This window comes from Streptomyces sp. SID5464 (assembly GCF_009862985.1).
In the GTDB taxonomy this organism is placed as follows: Bacteria; Actinomycetota; Actinomycetes; order Streptomycetales; family Streptomycetaceae; genus Streptomyces; species Streptomyces chartreusis_D.
This window is the reverse complement of the sequence record NZ_WWIQ01000074.1, coordinates 35,111-54,547: the sequence shown is the minus strand read 5'-3', so window position 1 is coordinate 54,547 and position 19,437 is coordinate 35,111. Positions and strand designations below refer to the sequence as shown.

The 19,437-nt window shown below is 71.7% G+C and carries 13 protein-coding genes and 1 pseudogene; 5 read left to right on the top strand and 9 right to left on the bottom strand.

Annotated elements, in window-relative coordinates; translation table 11 throughout:
- The first annotated feature begins 7 nt into the window (after positions 1 to 7).
- The 3 genes from nuoL to nuoN are packed head-to-tail and all read left to right on the top strand — an operon-like array spanning position 8 to position 5,195.
- Positions 8 to 1,972 (top strand): NADH-quinone oxidoreductase subunit L, encoded by a 1,965-nt coding sequence (gene nuoL, locus GTY47_RS35965; protein WP_010041528.1) that lies wholly within the window; start codon positions 8 to 10, stop codon positions 1,970 to 1,972.
- A 5-nt stretch (positions 1,973 to 1,977) separates the two neighbouring features.
- Complete coding sequence (locus GTY47_RS35960) at positions 1,978 to 3,549, top strand: NADH-quinone oxidoreductase subunit M (RefSeq protein WP_010041527.1); 1,572 nt, start codon at positions 1,978 to 1,980, stop codon at positions 3,547 to 3,549.
- A complete protein-coding gene (gene nuoN, locus GTY47_RS35955) occupies positions 3,546 to 5,195 on the top strand; it encodes an NADH-quinone oxidoreductase subunit NuoN (protein ID WP_010041526.1) in 1,650 nt (549 codons plus the stop codon). The genes GTY47_RS35960 and nuoN overlap by 4 nt, the downstream gene beginning before the upstream one ends.
- A gap of 75 nt (positions 5,196 to 5,270) precedes the next feature.
- Here the strand turns inward: nuoN and GTY47_RS35950 are convergent.
- Positions 5,271 to 5,872 (bottom strand): annotated as a pseudogene (locus GTY47_RS35950) (Uma2 family endonuclease).
- 199 nt (positions 5,873 to 6,071) lie between these two features.
- Between GTY47_RS35950 and recQ the strand changes: the two are divergent.
- Complete coding sequence (gene recQ, locus GTY47_RS35945; protein WP_040903393.1) at positions 6,072 to 8,159, top strand: DNA helicase RecQ; 2,088 nt, start codon at positions 6,072 to 6,074, stop codon at positions 8,157 to 8,159.
- A 172-nt stretch (positions 8,160 to 8,331) separates the two neighbouring features.
- Here recQ and GTY47_RS35940 read toward each other — a convergent pair whose 3' ends face one another.
- From GTY47_RS35940 to fahA, 8 genes are all read right to left on the bottom strand, one after another.
- Positions 8,332 to 11,178, bottom strand: a complete 2,847-nt coding sequence (locus GTY47_RS35940; protein WP_010041521.1) for a fumarate reductase/succinate dehydrogenase flavoprotein subunit — start codon at positions 11,176 to 11,178, stop codon at positions 8,332 to 8,334.
- A gap of 11 nt (positions 11,179 to 11,189) precedes the next feature.
- The gene (locus tag GTY47_RS35935) at positions 11,190 to 12,002 is read right to left on the bottom strand and encodes an ABC transporter ATP-binding protein (RefSeq protein WP_010041519.1); all 813 of its coding nucleotides are present in this window, start codon (positions 12,000 to 12,002) and stop codon (positions 11,190 to 11,192) included.
- Positions 11,986 to 12,864, bottom strand: coding sequence for an ABC transporter permease (locus GTY47_RS35930; protein ID WP_010041516.1), 879 nt, complete (start codon positions 12,862 to 12,864; stop codon positions 11,986 to 11,988). Before GTY47_RS35930 ends, GTY47_RS35935 begins: the two co-directional genes overlap by 17 nt.
- Positions 12,861 to 14,222 carry an ABC transporter substrate-binding protein gene (locus GTY47_RS35925; protein WP_010041510.1) on the bottom strand — a complete coding sequence of 454 codons (1,362 nt, stop codon included), beginning with the start codon at positions 14,220 to 14,222 and terminating at the stop codon, positions 12,861 to 12,863. Before GTY47_RS35925 ends, GTY47_RS35930 begins: the two co-directional genes overlap by 4 nt.
- Before the next feature lie 15 nt (positions 14,223 to 14,237).
- Positions 14,238 to 14,465 (bottom strand): ferredoxin family protein, encoded by a 228-nt coding sequence (locus GTY47_RS35920; RefSeq protein WP_003992261.1) that lies wholly within the window; start codon positions 14,463 to 14,465, stop codon positions 14,238 to 14,240.
- 33 nt (positions 14,466 to 14,498) lie between these two features.
- A complete protein-coding gene (locus GTY47_RS35915) occupies positions 14,499 to 15,287 on the bottom strand; it encodes a GntR family transcriptional regulator (RefSeq protein ID WP_010041508.1) in 789 nt (262 codons plus the stop codon).
- Positions 15,288 to 15,427: 140 nt separating this feature from the next.
- A complete protein-coding gene (locus GTY47_RS35910) occupies positions 15,428 to 16,366 on the bottom strand; it encodes a M56 family metallopeptidase (RefSeq protein WP_010041505.1) in 939 nt (312 codons plus the stop codon).
- 248 nt (positions 16,367 to 16,614) lie between these two features.
- Positions 16,615 to 17,826 carry a fumarylacetoacetase gene (gene fahA, locus GTY47_RS35905; protein WP_010041504.1) on the bottom strand — a complete coding sequence of 404 codons (1,212 nt, stop codon included), beginning with the start codon at positions 17,824 to 17,826 and terminating at the stop codon, positions 16,615 to 16,617.
- A gap of 310 nt (positions 17,827 to 18,136) precedes the next feature.
- On the opposite strand from fahA, the gene GTY47_RS35900 reads away from it, so the two are divergent.
- Positions 18,137 to 19,396 (top strand): DegT/DnrJ/EryC1/StrS family aminotransferase, encoded by a 1,260-nt coding sequence (locus GTY47_RS35900; RefSeq protein ID WP_029181282.1) that lies wholly within the window; start codon positions 18,137 to 18,139, stop codon positions 19,394 to 19,396.
- The last annotated feature ends 41 nt before the right edge of the window (positions 19,397 to 19,437 follow it).

Here is a 19,437-nt window from a genome sequence, read left to right as displayed (position 1 = left end):
AAGAATCGTGGAGAACCTGATTGCGCTGCTGGTGGCGGCGCCCCTGCTCGGAGCGGCGGTCCTGCTGTGCGGCGGACGCCGGCTGGACGCCGTGGGCCACTGGATCGGCACGCTGCTCGCGGCCGCCTCCTTCGTGCTCGGTCTCGTCCTGTTCACCGACATGCTCGGCCAGGACCCCGAACACCGCGTCATGGCCCAGCATCTGTTCAGCTGGATCCCGGTCGAGGGCTTCCAGGCGGACGTCGCCTTCCAGCTCGACCAGCTGTCCATGACGTTCGTCCTGCTCATCACGGGCGTCGGATCGCTGATCCACCTCTACTCCGTCGGGTACATGGAGCACGACGAGCGGCGCCGCCGCTTCTTCGGCTACCTGAACCTGTTCCTCGCGGCGATGCTGCTGCTCGTCCTCGCCGACAACTACCTGCTGCTGTACGTCGGCTGGGAGGGCGTCGGTCTCGCCTCCTACCTGCTGATCGGCTTCTGGCAGCACAAGCCCAGCGCCGCCACGGCCGCGAAGAAGGCCTTCCTGGTCAACCGCGTCGGCGACATGGGCCTGTCCATCGCGATCATGCTGATGTTCCTGTGGTTCGGCACCTTCGCCTTCGGGCCGGTGCTCGGCAGCCACGAGGAGGCAGGGCTCGCCGGCGCCGCCGGTGAGGACAAGCTGACCGCGATCGCGCTGATGCTGCTGCTCGCCGCCTGCGGCAAGTCCGCCCAGGTACCACTGCAGTCCTGGCTCGGGGACGCGATGGAGGGCCCGACCCCGGTCTCGGCCCTCATCCACGCCGCGACCATGGTGACGGCGGGCGTGTATCTGATCGTCCGCTCCGGAGCCATTTTCAACGGCGCCCCGGACGCGCAGCTGGTCGTCACCATCGTCGGTGCGGTCACGCTCCTCTTCGGTGCGATCGTCGGTTGCGCCAAGGACGACATCAAGAAGGCCCTGGCCGGCTCGACCATGTCGCAGATCGGCTACATGATCCTCGCCGCGGGCCTCGGCCCCATCGGCTACGTCTTCGCGATCATGCACCTGGTGACGCACGGCTTCTTCAAGGCCGGGCTGTTCCTCGGCGCCGGCTCGGTCATGCACGGCATGAACGACGAGGTGGACATGAGGAGGTACGGCGGCCTCAGGAAGTACATGCCGGTCACCTTCGTCACCTTCGGCCTCGGCTACCTGGCCATCATCGGCTTCCCGGGCCTGTCCGGCTTCTTCTCCAAGGACAAGATCATCGAGGCGGCGTTCGCCAAGGGCGGCACCGAGGGCTGGATCCTCGGCGCCTGCGCCCTGCTCGGCGCCGCCATCACCGCGTACTACATGACGCGCGTGATGCTGATGACGTTCTTCGGCGAGGAGCGCTGGCGCAACGCCCCGACGCCGTCGCCGGCCGAACCGGACGTGGAGCCCGCCGCCGAGACGCGCGGCGAGTACACCCCGCCCCACCCGCACGAGTCGCCCAAGGTCATGACGATCCCGATGATCGTGCTGGCCGTCGGGTCGGTGGCCGGCGGTGCGTTCTTCAGCATCGGCGACCGCTTCCTGCACTGGCTGGAGCCCATCACCGGGCACGACCACGGCAACCCGCCGGTCAGCGCCCTCACGGTCACGCTGTCCACGGTCGCCGTGATGGTCATCGGCGTCGCCCTCGCCTGGGCGCAGTACGGCCGCCGCCCGGTCCCGGCCGTCGCCCCGCGCGGCTCGCTGCTCACCCGGGCCGCCCGGCGCGACCTGCTCCAGGACGACTTCAACCACGTCGTCCTGGTCCGCGGCGGCGAGCACCTCACGCGGTCCCTGGTCTACGTCGACCACACCCTGGTCGACGGCGTCGTCAACGGCACGGCGGCCTCGGTCGGCGGCCTCTCCGGGCGGATGCGCAGGCTGCAGAACGGCTTCGCCCGCTCCTACGCGGTCTCGATGTTCGGCGGCGCGGCGGTCATCGTCGCCGCGACCCTGCTGATGAGGGCGGTCTGATACCGATGTCCTTTCCTCTGCTGACAGCGACAGCGGCGCTCCCGGCCGTCGGGGCGATCGCCACGGCCGCCGTGCCGGCCGCGCGGCGCACCGCCGCCAAATGGCTGGCGCTGCTCTTCTCGCTCGCCACGCTCGTCCTGGCGATCGTCGTCCTGGTCCGCTTCGACCCGGACGGCGACCGCTACCAGCTCACCGAGTCCCACGCCTGGATCGCCGACTTCGGCGTCCGCTACGAACTGGGCGTGGACGGCATCGGGGTGGCGCTGATCGGACTCACCGCGTTGCTGATCCCGTTCATCATCCTCGCGGGCTGGCACGACGCCGATCCGCTGGAGACCGGCAGCAGCCGGTGGCGGCCGACGCAGGGCTTCTTCGCCCTGATCCTCGCCGTCGAGGCGATGGTGATCCTCTCCTTCGAGGCCACCGACGTCTTCCTCTTCTACATCTTCTTCGAAGCCATGCTGATCCCGATGTACTTCCTCATCGGCGGCTTCGGGGACCGTGCCCACGAGCACGGCGAGAAGACGGCGGCGACGCAACGGTCGTACGCGGCGGTGAAGTTCCTCCTCTACAACCTGGTCGGCGGCCTGATCATGCTGGCCGCGGTGATCGGCCTGTACGTGGTCGCCGGGAACTTCTCGCTCCAGGAGATCGCCGAGGCCCGCGCCAACGGCTCGCTCGACATGGCGACCAGCACCGAGCGGTGGCTGTTCCTCGGCTTCTTCTTCGCCTTCGCGGTGAAGGCGCCGCTGTGGCCGCTGCACACCTGGCTGCCCAACGCGATGCAGGAGTCCACGGCTCCGGTCGCCGTACTGATCACGGCGGTCGTCGACAAGGTCGGCACCTTCGCGATGCTCCGCTTCTGCCTCCAGCTGTTCCCGGAGGCCAGCAAGTGGGCGACGCCCGCAATCCTCGTCCTCGCCCTGATCAGCATCATCTACGGGGCGCTGCTCGCGGTCGGCCAGCGCGACATCAAGCGGCTGGTGGCCTACGCGTCGATCTCCCACTTCGGCTTCATCATCATGGGCATCTTCGCGATGACCAGCCAGGGCCAGTCCGGGGCGACGCTCTACATGATCAACCACGGCATCTCGACGGCCGCGCTGATGCTGGTGGCGGGCTTCCTGATCTCCCGGCGCGGCTCGCGGCTCATCGCCGACTACGGCGGAGTGCAGAAGGTCGCCCCGGTACTCGCCGGCACGTTCCTGATCGGCAGCCTCGCGACCCTCTCCCTGCCGGGCCTCGCGCCGTTCGTGAGTGAGTTCCTGGTCCTGGTCGGCACGTTCACGCGCTACCCGGTGATCGGCATCATCGCCACCTTCGGCATCGTCCTCGCCGCGCTCTACACCCTCGTCCTCTACCAGCGGACGATGACGGGCCCGGTGAAACCGGAGGTCGCGGCGATGCCGGACCTCCGGGTGCGTGAACTCGTGGTCGTCGCCCCGCTGGTCGTACTGCTGATCTTCCTGGGCGTCTACCCGAAGCCCGTCACGGACATCGTCAACCCGGCAGTGAAACAGACCATGTCCGACGTACAGAAGAAGGACCCCCAGCCCGAGGTGGAGGCGGCCAAGTGAGCGCAACAGCCGTCCACAGCCTGTGGACAACCGCGGCCGAACCGATCACCAAGATCGACGCGCCGAAGTTCGAGTACGGACAGTTGGCGCCCACGCTGATCGTCGTCGGCGCGGCGATCCTCGGGATCCTCATCGAGGCGTTCGTACCGCGCAAATCCCGTTACTACGTCCAGATGTTCGTGTCCGTCGTCGCGCTCGCGGCCGCCTTCGCCGCGGTCGTCGCGCTCGCCGCCGACGGATACGGCACGACCAAGGCGCGCATCGCGGCGATGGGCGCGATCGCCGTCGACGGACCGGCCCTCTTCCTGCAGGGCACGATCCTGCTGGCGGCCCTCGTCGGCCTGTTCACCTTCGCCGAGCGGCGGCTCGACCCGGTGGTGCACGGCAACCGGGTCGACTCCTTCGCCGCGCAGGCCGCGTCCGTGCCGGGCAGTGAGAGCGAGAAGGCGGCGGTCAAGGCCGGGTTCACCACCACCGAGGTGTTCCCGCTGCTGCTGTTCGCCGTCGCCGGCATGCTGATCTTCCCGGCGGCCAACGACCTGCTGACGCTCTTCGTGGCACTGGAGGTCTTCTCGCTCCCGCTGTACCTGCTGTGCGCGCTGGCCCGGCGCAAGCGGCTGATGTCGCAGGAGGCCGCGGTCAAGTACTTCCTGCTCGGCGCCTTCGCCTCCGCGTTCACCCTGTTCGGCATCGCGCTGCTGTACGGCTACGCGGGCTCGATGTCGTACGCGACGATCTCGCAGGTCGTCGACGGTACGATCGCGGACGTCAACCCGGCGCTCGCCGACACCATGGGTAATGACGCGCTGCTGCTGATCGGTGCCGCGCTGGTGGTGATGGGCCTGCTGTTCAAGGTGGGCGCGGTGCCGTTCCACATGTGGACGCCGGACGTGTACCAGGGCGCGCCCACGCCGGTGACCGGTTTCATGGCGGCGGCGACGAAGGTGGCGGCGTTCGGAGCGCTGCTGCGGTTGCTGTACGTTGTCCTGCCGGGCCTGCGCTGGGACTGGCGGCCGGTGATGTGGGCCGTGGCGATCGTCACCATGCTGGGCGGTGCCATCGTCGCGATCACGCAGACCGACATCAAGCGGCTGCTGGCGTACTCGTCGATCGCGCACGCCGGGTTCATCCTCGCGGGTGTCATCGCGACCACGCCGGACGGTGTGTCGTCCGTGCTGTTCTACCTGGCGGCGTACTCGTTCGTGACGATCGGTGCCTTCGCGGTGGTCACGCTCGTGCGCGACGCGGGCGGCGAGGCGACGCACCTGTCCAAGTGGGCGGGGCTCGGCCGGCGTTCGCCGCTGGTGGCGGCGGTGTTCGCGGTGTTCCTGCTGGCCTTCGCGGGCATTCCGCTGACCTCCGGCTTCGCCGGGAAGTTCGCCGTGTTCAAGGCGGCGGCGGAGGGCGGGGCCGCCCCGCTCGTCGTGATCGGTGTGATCTCGTCGGCGATCGCGGCGTTCTTCTACATCCGCGTCATCGTGCTGATGTTCTTCAGCGAGCCGCGGCCGGAGGGCCCGACGGTGGCCGTGCCGTCGCCGCTGACGATGACGGCGATCGGGGTCGGCGTGGCGGTCACGCTGGTGCTCGGTGTGGCGCCGCAGTACTTCCTGGATCTGGCGGGGCAGGCGGGCGTGTTCGTGCGCTGACGCTCCGCTTGGCGCGAGACAGCGGCCCGGTCCCCTTCAGGGGGTGCCGGGCCGCTGTCCTGTGCGTCGTGGCGGTTACTCGCCGCTCTTGCGGCGCGGTTTGGTGGCGGTGAGATCGAGATCCACGGGGAACGGGACGCTGACCTTCATCCGCTCACGGAAGATCCCGGTGCTGGTGTACGCGCCGGTGGTGGGCTCCAGCTCGAAGGCGTGCACCGCGGCGAGGCCCTTCTCGTTCTCCACACGCCAGTAGTGGGGGATACCGGCCCGGGCGTACTTCAGCGGCTTGGTCTCGCGGTCCCGGGAGACGGAGCCCGCCGAGACGACCTCGATGGCGAGCAGGACGGACTCCGCTGGGTAGCGGGTCTGTTCCGGGTCCTCCACAACATCGCCGCGCACCACGATCACATCTGGCTCAGGCCGGTTCTGGCGATCGATGTCGATGGTGAATTCGCGAATCACCTCGAATTCCGAGGGTGCCAGAGACTGGAGCTGCCAATTGAAGAAGTCGACACGCGTGAGTGGAAAAGAGTCTGCGGACTCACGAAGACGAGGCTTCCGTCGATCAGCTCCGTGTGCGGAGGAAGATTCGGGAGGCGGTCCAGGTCGTCGGCGGTCCAGCCGCCTTCCGGCGGGGTCGGCCAGGTGGGCTTGGACGCCTTCGGTGCGACGCTCATCAGTGCTCCCATGGGACGGAGTCTCGCCGGTGCATTCAGACTATCCGCCGGAAACGGGCAGGTCTCCCGCGAACGTGTGAACGACTGTCGTGTCCTTGACGCAGGCGTTCGGGGCGGCCTGTGGATAACTCCGGGGCTGTCGGTGCGGGCGCCTATGGTGGACGCTGTGGTCGAGGCGCGACGCACGGGGGACGCAATGATGGGTGCTACGGGCGGGACGGGTGTGATGACGGAACTGGACGCGGTGACCGGGGCCGGGATCGGTGCGGGCAGCGGCCCCGCCGGGCCCCTCGGGGCTGACGCGAGCGAGGCGCTGGCCGCCCTGCACCGGGTCTTCGGGTACGGGGCCTTCCGCGGCGAGCAGGAAGCCGTCATCGACCATGTCGTGGCGGGCGGCGACGCCGTCGTGCTCATGCCGACCGGTGGCGGCAAGTCGCTGTGCTACCAGATCCCGTCCCTGATCAGGCCCGGTACGGGCGTGGTCGTCTCCCCGCTCATCGCCCTCATGCAGGACCAGGTGGACGCGCTGCGTGCCCTGGGCGTGCGGGCCGGGTTCATGAACTCCACGCAGGACTTCGACGAGCGGCGGATGGTCGAGGCCGAGTTCCTCGCCGGCGAGCTGGACCTGCTGTACCTGGCGCCGGAGCGGCTGCGGCTGGAGAACACGCTCGATCTGCTCTCACGCGGGAAGATCTCCGTCTTCGCCATCGACGAGGCGCACTGTGTCTCCCAGTGGGGCCACGACTTCCGGCCGGACTACCTCGCGCTGTCGCTGCTCGGCGAGCGCTGGCCGGACGTACCGCGGATCGCGCTGACGGCGACGGCCACGCGTGCGACGCACCAGGAGATCACCCAGCGGCTGAACATGCCGGCGGCCCGGCACTTCGTGGCGAGCTTCGACCGGCCCAACATCCAGTACCGGATCGTGCCCAAGGCCGACCCGAAGAAACAGCTCCTGAGCTTCCTGCGCGAGGAGCACGCGGGCGACGCGGGCATCGTCTACTGCCTGTCGCGCAACTCGGTCGAGAGGACCGCCGAGTTCCTCAGCCGCAACGGCATCGAGGCCGTGCCGTACCACGCGGGCCTGGACGCGGGCACGCGCGCGGCCCACCAGTCCCGCTTCCTGCGGGAGGACGGCCTGGTCGTGGTGGCGACCATCGCCTTCGGGATGGGCATCGACAAGCCGGACGTACGTTTCGTCGCCCACCTCGACCTGCCCAAGTCGGTCGAGGGCTACTACCAGGAGACGGGCCGGGCGGGGCGTGACGGGCTGCCGTCGACGGCCTGGATGGCGTACGGGCTGAACGACGTCATACAGCAGCGCAAGCTGATCCAGTCGGGCGAGGGCGACGAGGCGTTCCGGCGACGGGCCCAGGCCCACCTGGACTCGATGCTGGCGCTGTGCGAGACGGCCCAGTGCCGCCGGGGCCAGCTCCTCGCCTACTTCGGCCAAGAGCCCGACCCGGCGGGCTGCGGCAACTGCGACACCTGCCTGACCCCGCCGGAGACCTGGGACGGCACGATCGCGGCGCAGAAGGTGCTGTCGACGGTGGTGCGGCTCCAGCGGGAGCGCGGGCAGAAGTTCGGCGCGGTGCAGATCGTCGACATTCTGCTGGGCAAGCGGACCGGCAAGGTGATCCAGTTCGACCACGACCAGCTGTCGGTGTTCGGCATCGGCGACGATCTGACCGAGGGCGAATGGCGGGGCGTCATCCGGCAGTTGCTGGCCCAGGGGCTCCTCGCGGTGGAGGGCGAGTACGGCACGCTGGTGCTGACCGAGGCGAGCGGGGCGGTGCTGCGGCGGGAGCGTGAGGTGCCGCTGCGGAAGGAGCCGAAGAAGCCGGTGACCTCCCGGTCGGGCTCGTCGTCGTCCTCCGGCTCGGGGCGGGGCGAGCGCAAGGGCAAGACGGCTGCCGCCGAGCTGCCCGAGGAACTGCTGCCGGCCTTCGAGGCGCTGCGCGCCTGGCGGGCCGAGCAGGCCCGAGAGCAGGGCGTCCCGGCGTACGTCATCTTCCACGACGCGACGCTGCGGGAGATCGCCACGGTGTGGCCGAGCTCGGTGGCCGAGCTCGGCGGTATCAGCGGGGTGGGGGAGAAGAAGCTCGCGACGTACGGCGAGGGCGTGCTGGAGGTGCTCGCGTCGCTGGACGGGCCGCAGGGCTCGGCTCCGGCGGCCGGCTCGGCTGCGGTGGCCGACTCGACCGTGGCGCAGGCATCCGGCCAGGACGCGGGCGGGCTGGACGAGTGGCCGGAGCTGGACGGGGAGCCGGAGCCCGACTGGACATAGGGCCGCACTCCGGCAGGGGTGGGGCATCGGCAGGGCCAAGGGGCGGGTCGTGGGAGGGTGCGGTGCGATCCGGGACAGGGGGACATGTGGCGCTGATCTACGGCTACGACATTTGTCGGCGTCCTCGGACGGGCGCGTCCAGACCGGGTACATCCACGCCCCGACCTCACCCTCACAGAGCTCGTGCCGCGTAAGCCCTGACGTCCGCGTCGGAGTCCGTCGTAGCCGTGGCGAGGGCCGCGTGGGCCTCCTCGGTCGTGCGGTGTCGGGTCAGGGCCAGGACGGCGGCCTTGCGGACGTCGGCGTTGGCGTCGGCGAGGGACTTCGCGAGGGCGGGGACGGCCACCTCGGGGTCGGCGACGGACAGGGCCGTGGCGGCTCCGGCCCGCACCTGCCAGGCCTGCTCGGACAGGGCCGCCACGGCACGCACGGTCAGGCGTGCCGGGCAGCCGGTGGCACCCAGCGCGCCGTAGGCCGCTGCGCGGACCAGGGCGTCGGGGTCGTCGAGGAGGCCGGTGAGGGCCGCGGCGATGACGTCGGCGGCCGGGTCGGCGGTCGACGGGAGGTCACCCGCCAGCCGCTCCGCACCCACGGTGGCCAGCCCCTTGGCGATCGCCACCCGGACCTCGCGGGACGGGTCGGCGACAGCCGCCTGGGCCAGTTCGCCGGCGGCGTCGACCGACACCAGCGCGCGCACGGCCTCGATGCGGACCGCGATGTCGGAGTCTGCCAGGGCGTCCGCGAACAGGTCGGTGTCGCCGAGGCGCAGGGCGCGCAGGACGTCCAGCGCGGCGGCGCGGACCACCGGGTCGGGCTCGGCCAGGGCGGCGGCGAGACCGTCGCGCAGGTCGGGCTCGGGCGGGAGCGTTTCGACGAGCTCGCGCAGTGACGCGGCCGCGGTGGCACGGACCTCGGCGGCGGTGTCGCGCAGGGCGGCGGCGAGGGCGGGGCCGGTTCCCGGCGGCAGCGTCTCGGTGAGCACGGTGACCGCCTCGCGCCGGACCGCGGGCACGGGGTCGGTCAGGTAGGGCTGAAGGGCGGCGAGTTCGGGCTCCTCATCGGCGAGCGCGACGAGTTCGAGGAGACGGGCGGAGGACTGTTCCGGGGCCGGAGGGGAGGACTGTTCCAGGGCGGGAGCGGAGGGCGCGTGCCGCTCACTCGGAGTCCGTTCCTGCTCGGTGCCGTCAGCCCCCACCCGGGCCGCCACCGGCGCCACGTCCCGCGACCCCGCCGTCGCCACGTCCTCGGCGTGGACCTCGCCGAGGGAACGGGACGAGCCGCCGACGGGCGTGAAGCCGTCGACCGGAACGAGATAGGGAGCCACGGGACGGGCCGTGAACTCCATCGCACCAGAGGGGGACTTGTGCAGATCGAGATGGTGGAACCAGGACGCGTCGTCCCGAGCGGGATGGTCGAGGCGCTCGTGGTAGAGGCCCCAGCGGGACTCCGTGCGGGCCAGGGAGGACCGCGCGGCCATCTCCGCGCAGTCGCGGATGAAGGTGACCTCCGCGCAGCGCATCAGCTCGTGCGCCGTGCGGGCGCCCATCGCCGCGATGTCGGCGCGCATCCGCTCGAAGGCCTCCAGGGCCAGCGACAGCCGGGCACCGGACTTCGGCGGGGCCACGTAGTCGTTCACGAAGCGGCGCAGCTTGTACTCGACCTGGGGCTGCGGCGGGCCGTCGGGATTGCGCAGCGGGCGGTAGATCAGCTCGTGCGCCTCCCGGAGCTGCTCAACGGGCAACTCCCCTTCGTACGCCGAGTACTGGGAGGCGTCCGCGCCGGCCAGGTCACCGAAGACGAACGCGCCGATCATGTAGTTGTGCGGGACGCAGGCCAGGTCGCCGGCCGCGTACAGGCGCGGGACGGTCGTGCGGGCGTGGTCGTCCACGCGGACGCCGGAAGCGGAGTGGCCGCCGCACAGACCGATCTCCGAGATGTGCATCTCGACGTCGTGGGTGCGGTAGTCGTGGCCGCGGCCGGAGTGGAAGGTGCCGCGGGTCGGGCGTTCGGTCGAGTGGAGGATCGTCTCCAGGGCCGAGACGGACTCCTCGGGGAGATGGCTCAGCTTCAGGTAGACCGGGCCCCGGTCGGACGCCACCTCCGCCGCGAACTCGGCCATCATCTGGCCGGACCAGTAGTCGGAGTCGACGAAGCGTTCGCCGTGCCGGTTGACCTGGTAGCCGCCGAAGGGGTTGGCGACGTAGGCGCAGGCGGGGCCGTTGTAGTCCTTGATCAGCGGGTTGATCTGGAAGCACTCGATGCCGGTGAGCTCGGCGCCCGCGTGGTAGGCCATGGCGTAGCCGTCGCCCGCGTTGGTGGGGTTCTCGTAGGTGCCGTAGAGGTAGCCGGAGGCGGGCAGGCCGAGGCGGCCGCAGGCGCCGGTCGCGAGGATCACCGCACCGGCGCGGACCTGGACGAACCGCCCCGTACGGGTGTTGAAGCCGGCCGCCCCCACGGCCCGGCCCCCGGCCGTGAGCACGCGCACCGGCATCACCCGGTTCTCGATGCGGATCCTCTCCCGCATCTCGCGCCGCCGCAGCTGCCGGTAGAGGACCTTCTTGACGTCCTTGCCCTCCGGCATCGGCAGGACGTAGGAGCCGGAGCGGTGGACCTGGCGGACCGCGTAGTCGCCGTGCTCGTCCTTCTCGAACTTCACGCCGTACGACTCCAGCCGCTGCACCATGGCGAAGCCGCGGGTGGCGGTCTGGCGGACGGTGGACTGGTCGACGATGCCGTCGTTGGCGCGGGTGATCTCGGCGACGTAGTCGTCGGGTTCGGCGCGGCCCGGGATGACAGCGTTGTTCACGCCGTCCATGCCCATGGCGAGCGCGCCGGAGTGGCGGACGTGGGCCTTCTCCAGGAGGAGTACGTTCGCGCCGTGCTCGGCGGCGGTCAGGGCCGCCATGGTGCCGGCGGTGCCGCCGCCGATGACGAGGACGTCGCAGGTCAGTTCCTCGGCGTCGGCGAGGGACGGGACGGCCAGGGGAGCGTCCGCAGGGGGGTTCACGGAGGTGGTCACCGGGGTGCCTTTCACGTACCGGGCGAGGTCGTACCGAGCGAGCTGAGGACGTCGCGCCGCAGGGCCAGGCGCGCCGGGTCGTCGTGCGCGCCGCGGTCACGCGGCCGGGGCACGTCCCGTACGGCGACGAGGCCGCCCGCGCCGAGCAGGGCCACGCGGTCGCCGAGGAAGAGCGCCTCGTCCACGTCGTGGGTGACGAAGACGACGGTCGCGCCGGTGCCGTGCAGCACCTCGACCAGCAGGTCCTGCATGCCCGCGCGGGTCTGGGCGTCGAGGGCGCCGAACGGCTCGTCCATCAGGACGGCGCGGGGGCGCGCGGCGAGGGCGCGGGCCAGCTGGACCCGCTGGCGCTGGCCGCCGGAGACCCGGTGCGGCAACTGCCGCGCCTGCGTGCCCAGTCCGACCCGCTCCAGCCAGGCGTCGGCCTGTTCCCGGCGTTCGGCTCGGGGCAGGCCTCGGATGGCGAGGGGGAGTTCGACGTTGGCGCGCAGGGTGCGCCAGGGGAGCAGGGCGTCCTCCTGGAAGACCAGGGCGCGGCCGGCCGAGGGACCGGTCAGCGGGTGCCCGTCCTGGGTGATCCCCCCGTCGAGCGGCGGCAGCAGGCCGGCCAGGGTGCGCAGGAGGGTCGACTTGCCGCAGCCGGAGGGGCCGACGACGGTGAGGATCTCGCCGGGCGCGATGTCCAGGTCGACGCCGTCCAGGGCGGGCGCGCCGGGTCGGCCGAGGGAGGCGCCGGTCAGGGTGAGCCGGGTGCCGCGGACCGGCGCGCCGGCGGCGACGGCCTCGGACGAGGTGCTCAGGACGGTCTCAGACGAGGTGCTCATCGCGTACCTCCTCGGACGCGGGCCCGCCGGGTACGGCGGCGGGGGCGGGCGGCGCGGGTTTCACGGACCGGGCGGGCCTGGGAGGCCGGGCACCGGGGACGTACGCGGTGCGGGGAAGCCAGCGGGTGAGGCGGCGGCCCAGCAGTTCCACGGCCGTGGAGGTGACCCAGCCGAGCACGCCGATGGTGACCATGCCGACGAACACGCCCGGGTAGTCGACGACGGTGTAGTCCTGCCAGGTGCGGTAGCCGACGCCGTACTGGCCGGAGATCATCTCGGCGGAGATCACACAGATCCACGAGACGCCGATGCCGACGGACAGGCCGCCGAACACGCCGGGCAGCGCGCCCGGCAGGACGACCGAGCCGAGGATCCGCCACCGGCCCCCGCCCATGGTGCGCACCGCCTCCTCCCACGTGGGGGTCAGGGCGCGCACCGCGTGCCGGGTGGAGACCAGGACCGGGAAGAAGGCGGCGGTGCAGGTGATGAAGACGATGCCCTGTTCGTTGGAGGGGAAGAGCAGGATCGCGACGGGGACGAGCGCGATGGCCGGGATCGGACGGACCACTTCCAGCAGCGGCCCGAGCAGGTCCTCGGCGAGCCGCGAGCGGGCCACGAGCACGCCCGTGGCCACGCCCAGGACGGCGGCCAGCAGGAAGCCGGTGAGGATCCGGGTGAGGCTGTCGGTGAGGTCCGTCCAGTAGTCCGGCCCGGACAGCCGGGCGGCGAAGGCCCGGGCCACCTCGGTGACCGTCGGGAACTGCGAGAAGCGCAGCCACAGGTCGACATGCAGGCTGGTCAGCGCCTGCCAGAGGCCGAGAGCGGCGGCCAGCGAGACCACCCGGAGCACATAGCGCGTCACGAGGCCCGCTCCAGAGCGTCGGCGTACGGGACGACACGCGCCCCGCCGTGCCCGGCGACGTACGCCTGCGCGGTGTCGGGCGCGACGAAGGGCAGCAGTTTGTCACCGTCGGCCACCCACACGGCCTTGTCGGCGAACCAGAGGGTGCCGGTGGTGGTGTCGGGGACGTAGGCGGCGCGGAGGGCGTCGCCGTGCCCGGCCACGTAATGCAGCAGCTGAGAGGGGGAGTTGAAGGTGACGGTCTTCGAGGCGCCCCTGGGCCAGGCCTCGCTCGCGGCCGGTGCGGGCTTCGTGGCGAGACGCTCGGCGTACGCCTTCGGTCCGAGGGCCTTCTTCACGTACTGGTCGTCGACGAAGGAGTCGACGTCCACGTCGCCGGTGAGTTTCGCCGACTTGAGGACCGAGACGTCCTGCTTCAGTGCGGAGACGAGCTGGGGCTTGATCGCCGGGTCGAAGGTGGCGATGCCGTGAGCGCCGTTGTAGAGGTAGACGACCTCGGCGGGCAGACCCGTCGCCTTCGCGACCTTCTCGGCGGCGTCCACCGGGTGGTCGTTCAGGTAGTCGGTCGCCTCCGCCTGGGCCTTCAGGAACGCCTCCAGCACGGCCGGCCGCTGTTTCGCGAAGTCCTCGCGGGCGGTGACGCCGTGGAAGGTGGGCAGGTTCAGCCGGGCGCCGTCGTAGATCGCCTTCGCCTTGCCCTGGTAGGCGAGCAGGCCCGGCCAGGCGACGAACTGCGACAGCGCGTCCGTGCTGCCCGCCGTGAGGGCGGAGGCGCCGACGGAGGGCTGCTGGTTGAGCTTCTCGATGCCGCTGTCCGGGTCGATGCCGGCGCGCTGGAGAGCCCGGACGAGGGTGCCGTCGGCGGCCGATCCGACGCTCGTGGAGACCTTCTTGCCCTTCACGTCCTTCAGCGAGGCCAGCTTCGAACCGGGCGCGGTGACGATCGTGTTGAGGCCGCCGCGCAGGTTGTAGCCGGTGACCGACACCAGACGGGTCGGGCTGTTCAGCTGCTTGCCGCGGGCCGCGTTGATGAGCAGCGGGAAGTCGCCCATCGAGCCGATGTCGATCTTCCCCGCGGTCATCTGGGCGGTGATGGGGGCGCCGGTGGCGTAGTCCTGCCAGTCCACCTTGTAGTGCACGCCGTCGTGCAGGGCGTTCAGCTGCTTCTCGAAGGAGCCGAGGGAGCGCAGGAGGGTGCCCGCCGTGACGGTGTTGATCGTCCTGGACTGGTAGCCGACGGTGACGGTGACGGTGGAGCCGCTGCCCGCCTCGGCATCACCGCCGCAGGCGCTGAGAGGGAGCAGGAGGACGACGGCGGATATCGCGACTGCTGTGCGTGTCGTGATCGTTCGGGACATGGTGGTTCGGGCCTCTCACCGGAGCAGATAGGGCATGTTGACCGTGACGGCTCCGGTGGGGCAGCGGGCCGCGCACGGGCCGCAGTACCAGCACTCGTCGACATGCATGTAGGCCTTGCCGTTGCGCTCGTCGATGGCGAGGGAGTCCAGCGGGCACATGTCCACGCAGAGCGTGCAGCCGTCGATGCACTTCGACTCGTCGATGGTCACGGGCACGTCGGCCCGCTGGGGCGCCAAGGGCATGGATGTCTCCAGGAGAGTGCGCGAGCGGGTGGGCTACTGGGAGCGGTGCAGCAGGCCGCTCATGGTGATGCGGTCGCCGCGGAAGCGGATGAACTCCAGGTCGACCGGGCGGCCGTCCGCGAGGTGGGTGAGGCGTTCCAGCATGAGGACGGCGGCGCCGCGCGGGGCCTCGAGGACGGCGGCCGAGTGGGTGTCCGCGCTGACCGCTTCCAGGGTGATCTCGGCGTGGCCGAGGCGCCGGCCGGTGACGGCTTCCAGGAGGCGGAAGACGTCGGTGTTCTCCAGGTCGGCGCCGAGCAGTTCGGTGCCGATGTCGAGAGGGATGTAGGTGAGGTCGAGAGACAGGGGGAGACCGTTGAGGCGGCGCAGGCGTTCGATGTAGAGGACGTCGGTGCCGGGCGCGAGCTGGAGCCGTCCGGCGACGGGCGCGGGCGCCGGGGCGGGGCCCATGGTGCGGACCTCGTTGGTGACCCGGCCGTGTTCGCGGAGGGTTTCCGCGAGGCCCATCAGGCGGTCGAGGCCGTGGGGGTACTTGTGGGCCACGACCACGGTGCCGACGCCGGGCTGGCGTGCCACGAGGCCCTCGGCCCGCAGCAGGTCGAGCGCCTCGCGGACGGTGTTGCGGCTGGTGCCGTACTCGGTGGCGAGGGCCGACTCGTGGGGGAGCGTGCCGTCGGGGAAGGCGCCCGTGAGCAGTTGCCGGCGGAGCAGGTCGGCCAGTTGCCGGGCCCGGTCGGCGCGCAGCCGGCGCCGCGCGCGGTGGGCGGCGACGGTGGTCGCGGCTCCCTGGCCGGCGTGGTCTCGGATGCGGTCGCTGGGCATGGCTCGGACCATACCTATCCGATAGGAAAAGTGGTGTTGCGGGAATGTTGCGCCATCGGGAGGGTGACCGGGTGGGCTGCTGAGCTGGACTTTCGGCGTGCAGGCCAAAGGATCCGCCACCGGCCGCCGCTCCGGTACGGCTACGACAGGGCAGTCAGACCCGGCGCGAACACGATCAGCAGGGGCAGCAGCGGTACCAGCGCGGCCGTGGTCGTCGTCAGGGCCCGGTGCCGGCGGCCCAGCCGGGGCGGCGGCTCCAGGAGCCGGTCGACCCGCTCGCCCAGCAGGCGGTGGCTGGAGGCGCAGGACAGGACGCCGCGGTGCTGGTTGAGCTCGATCAGCGCCAGGGCCGTGGTCAGGTGGCCGCAGCGGCGGGAGGCCGTGTCGTCGGCGGCCAGTTCCACCAGGCGGTGCGTCTGGTCGCAGAAGTGGGCGAACAGCGGGATGCGGGGAAAGCCCGTGGCCAGGGCCGTGGACAGATGCAGCAGCCAGTCGTGGCGGGCGCGGGCGTGGCCGCGCTCGTGGGTGAGGACGGCGTCGAGCTGGTGGCCCGTGAGGCGGTGCAGGGCGCCCGTGGTGACGATCAGCTGGGGCGGGTTGCCGGGCATCCACCAGGCGTCGGGGTATTCGTCCTCCAGGACCAGGAGGGGGCCGCGGGCGGCGGGCAGTCCGGCGGGCAGGTCGGGGGCGCGTTCGCGGAGGTGGGCGCGGGCCTGCGCGCGGCGCCGGCGCGCCTCGACGAGTTCCCGCGCCAGCATCGCGGTCGTCCAGGCGGCACCGCAGGCCAGCAGCAGGGTGAGGGCGGCGGCCCACGGCGGGGCGGTCGACAGGTCGTACGCCGCCGTCACCGCGGGCGGAGCCGGGGCGAAGAGCTGGGCGCGGACCGTGCCGAACACCGCGGCGGCGCCCAGGGCGAGTGCCGTCACACAGCACAGCAGGACGGTGGCGACCAGGCACTGCCACACCCACAGCCCGACCACCGGTTCCCGCTCGGGCCAGTCGGCCCGGGTCAGCGCACGGGGAACGGGTACGGCGGCCGTCACGGCGACAACGCTCAGCAGGAGCAGGCAGACGGTCATTGCCACGGGCTCCGGTTCCTGGTCGGAAGAAGGGCGGCTACAGGTCGTGCGGGGGAGGGCGGCTGCTGTGCGCACCCGTGACGTGGTTGACGTACACACCGACGAGTGCGCCGAACGTGCCGTGTGCGCGTGCGGGCACACCGCCCGAGCCCAGTATGACGGTGCCGGGCGGTGTGAGTCAGGGGTCGATCGGCATCAGAGGAACGGGGAGAGGCGACTGTCGGCCAGATCTGAGCCGTGGAGCGCCGTCAGGCCGGCACCACCCGCCCCGTCACCTCGCCCAGCCCCACCCGCACACCGTCCGGTCCCGGGGCCCAGGCCGACAGCGTCACCACGTCGCCGTCCTCCAGGAACGTCCGCTTGCCGTCGGGGAGTTCGAGCGGATCGCGGCCGTTCCAGGTCAGTTCGAGGAGGGAGCCGCGCTCGCGGTCCGCCGGGCCGCTGACCGTGCCCGAGCCGTACAGGTCGCCGGTGCGCAGGGAGGCGCCGTTGACGGTCATGTGGGCGAGCTGCTGGGCGGCCGTCCAGTACATGGTGGAGAAGGGCGGCTCGGAGACGACGTGGCCGTTCACGGCGACGGTGATCCGCAGGTCGTAGCCGCCGGGTTCCTCGTCGCTGTCGTCCAGATAGGGCAGCAGCTCGTGCGTCCGGGCCGGCGGGGTCACCCGGGCGTCCTCCAGGGCGTCCAGCGGGGTGATCCACGCCGACACCGACGTGGCGAAGGACTTGCCGAGGAACGGGCCGAGCGGGACGTACTCCCAGGCCTGGATGTCGCGCGCGGACCAGTCGTTGAGGAGGCAGAGGCCGAAGACGTGCTCGCGGAAGCCGTCGAGGGACACCGGCCCGCCCATCCGGGACGGCACGCCGACCACGAAGCCGACCTCCGCCTCGATGTCCAGGCGCACGGACGGGCCGAAGACGGGAGCCGGGTCCGCGGGCGCCTTGCGCTGGCCGGCGGGGCGTACGACGTCCGTGCCCGAGACGACGACCGTGCCGGAGCGGCCGTGGTAGCCGATCGGCAGGTGCTTCCAGTTGGGGGTCAGGGAGTCCTCGGCGTCGGGGCGGAAGATCCGGCCGACGTTCCGGGCGTGGTTCTCGGACGCGTAGAAGTCGACGTAGTCCGCGACCTCGAAGGGGAGGTGCAGGGTCACCGAGGACAGGGGGTGGAACATCGGTGCGACGGTCTCGCGGTGGGACGGCACGGTCACCCACGCCGTCAGCGCCCGGCGGACGTCCGACCAGGCCGTGCGGCCCGCGGCCAGCAGCGGGTTGAGGGTCGGCCGGGCGAGCAGGGAGGCGTACGGGGAGCCGAGCGCGTGGGCCGCCGCGCCGGCGTCCAGCACGTGGTCGCCGAGCCGGACGCCCACGGTCCGGTGGGAGGAGCCGGGGAGGGAGAACACGCCGTACGGCAGGTTGTGCGGGCCGAAGGGGTCGCCCTCGGGGACATCGAAGGGGGGCATCGGGTGCTGCCTCGCTTTCGGGTGTGCCGTGTCGTCGCCACGTGTTCGTGGTCGTGCCACACGTTACGGGTGGCAGACCGGTCCTGGGCAGTGTCCGAGGAGGCGAACACGGGCGAACGGGGCAGGTGGGCCCGGGTGGGGCCGGACGGGGCGACTCCGGCGCTGCGGACGGTACGTCACATTCGTGCGTGCCGGAAGTTATCCACAGGACGCGACGCAATCTTGACGGAGCGGTGCGAACGGGGCGACTCTGGGCGGGTGCCGGAAGGCCTCGGGGAGGGGGCGTTCCGATGGCACACCAGGGGGGCGGATGGCCATTGGGGAGGCCGGTCCGGGCTCGGTGCGGCATGGCGTGCAGCCGAAGCGGCTGGAAGAGACCATGCGCGTGCGGCTCGGCCGGGAATGCGTGTACGTACCGTCGTGCCGTTTCGGGCTGTACGTGGCACTGCGCCACTGGTGCCCGCCCGGCGGGCGGGTGCTGATGTCGCCGGTCAACGACGACGTCATCTTCTTCGTCGTGCTCGCGGCCGGACTTCGCCCGGTGCAGGCGCCGTTGAACCCGCTCGACGCGTCCATCGACATCGATGCCGTGCCGGACGAGACGTGGAGATCGGTGTCGGCCGTGCTCACGACGAACCTGTACGGGAACCCGGACCCGGCACCGGGCCTCAGGCAGAAGTGCGACGCCCTGGGGATCCCGCTGTTCGAGGACGCGGCGCACGCCATCGGCAGCCGGGTGGGGGACCGGCCGGTCGGGGCGTGGGGCGAGGCCTCCGCTTTCAGCCTGTCCAAGCACGTCGGGGCGAAGGCCGGAGGCGTGCTCTCGCTCGCCGATCCGGGGTTACGGGAGGCGGTGGAGAAGACCTGCGCGGGACTGCTCGCGCCGCGCCGGACGAGCGCCGAACTCGCCTACCTGGTCCGGCCGTACGCGGAGGCTGCGGTGCGCGGGCTGCGGCTGCGGCGCGCCGCCTGGGCCGCGATCCGGCTGCTGGGGCTGGCGGACCGCGAGGAGATCCGGATGCCGCTGCGCCCGGACGAACTCGCGCGGGCCGCCCACCGGGCGCCCGGGCTCGACGCCCACCACCCGTGGGTACGCGTCGACATGCACGACTACCGCCAGGAGTCCGGCCGGCTGCGGCTGCGGCGCGTCGGGCGCAAGCTCGACCGGCTGGACGAGGTGCTGGAGGCCTGCCGGGCGGGCACGGAGCTGCTGCTGTCCACGCCCTGGGCCAAGCGGCGTGACGCGCACGGCACCCAGCCGTTGTTCCGCGTCCCGCTGTTCGTGGCGGACCGGGACGCGGCGATCGCTGCGCTGGCGCGGCAGGGCATCGTCGTCGGCTACCTCTACGACCCGCCCCTGGACGACTACGCCGGGGAGCAGTTCACCGACCTCTCACCGGCCCCCGAGGCGGCCCGCTGGTTCGCGCGGCACGCACTGCCCGTTGACCCGCTGCGGGCCCGGACGGTCGTCGAGGTGCTGGAGCGGTCCGGGGCACGGCCGGCCGAGGCACCGGGAGAACCGCCCCGCGGCGGGCCGGCGCCGGGAGGGCTGGGTCAGTCCCGTGGCTGAGATCCAGGTGCACGAGCCCGCCACCGCGCGCGCCGACGGCG